Origin of the sequence: Vibrio sp. 1180_3 (assembly GCF_029478545.1) — a bacterium.
GTDB lineage: Bacteria > Pseudomonadota > Gammaproteobacteria > Enterobacterales > Vibrionaceae > Vibrio > Vibrio aestuarianus.
The window spans coordinates 1-1059 of sequence record NZ_SJFM01000130.1; the positions used below are offsets into that span (position 1 = coordinate 1).

The following is a 1059-nucleotide window of genomic DNA, read 5'->3' on the forward strand; positions in this document are numbered from 1 at the left end:
ACAAAGCATTTAAGACGGATTCGCAACGCTTGGCGGTTTTAGTGTAAATTCAGTTTTTGTGTTTTAAGTGGTTTGTCGAGGCGTTGGTGTTTAGCGTCGCTCACCACTTAATGCGGCGTTATGTGTTGGATGAGTTTTTAAGGTCAAAGCTACGATTTCATTGAGAATTGTTCCGTGTTTTCGGCAAGTTGGCTTAGTCGAAATGGATTCTTGAACAACTTGAGATTGATCGTTTTCAAGGTTCTTGGATTGCCTCAATTAAGTTTTGGATCTGGCTTGTGTTGAGTTTCGCCAGTTTCAAATCGCTTCAATTGAAATGTCTTTTTGACTGACTCTCTTGCTGAAGTTCAGCTCTGAAAGTCTGGTGAAGCAAAAGGTTTGGTTGTGGCTGAAAGGGCGCTTTCTTTGTTGTTGATTCTGCAAGTGGCTCTCTTTGGCTAAGAACGCTGTGAAATTTAGGTTTTGGTAAGCATCGTTTTTGCACGTAACTTATTAAAATCTCTTCATTTCTACGGTGGTTTACTTTGAATTCACGGTAAAATTCACATAACAAGCAATTCAAGTGGATTCTCAACGCGTGGCAGTTTTACTATGCGTTGAGTAAAGTGTTTTACGGTGCAATGCGGTGGCTTGGCCAGTGCGTTGTTCACCACTTAATTGGGCGTTAGCTGGGGTTAAGAAAAGCTGTGAATTTAGGGTGGAAAGGCTTTCGGTTTTCTAGCTACACACCGGACAAATCTCAGCTTATCAACTATCTCGCCAGTGGCACTTTTCGGGAAGTGTTTGAACTTAACGAAGGCTGCTTACGGGAAGTGTTGTTTTTGTTAAGTTCGTTGGCGCGGCTTCTTTGGTGTTGAATTTTATGCATTCTTAAATTCGTTTCGTGTGCTCTGTCGTTGGCTTTTTCGATAGAATTCTTTGCAAATTACCATGCTCAGGAATGGTGATTTTCTCGGTTATTTCTTCTTTGCCAAGCGCATTTCGTGGATTAGGTTTTAATTTCACAGCTGTCCGTTTTACTTTGCCGTTTGAAAGCAATAATGTGTTTCAAATTAGGCA

General features: G+C 41.1%; 1 protein-coding gene. It reads right to left on the reverse strand.

Going from position 1 to position 1059, the window contains the following annotated elements; translation table 11 throughout:
- Positions 1-870: 870 nt before the first annotated feature.
- Entirely contained in the window at positions 871-1005 is a 135-nt protein-coding gene (locus EYW48_RS21205; protein WP_277432970.1) for a hypothetical protein, read from the reverse strand.
- Positions 1006-1059 lie beyond the last annotated feature (54 nt).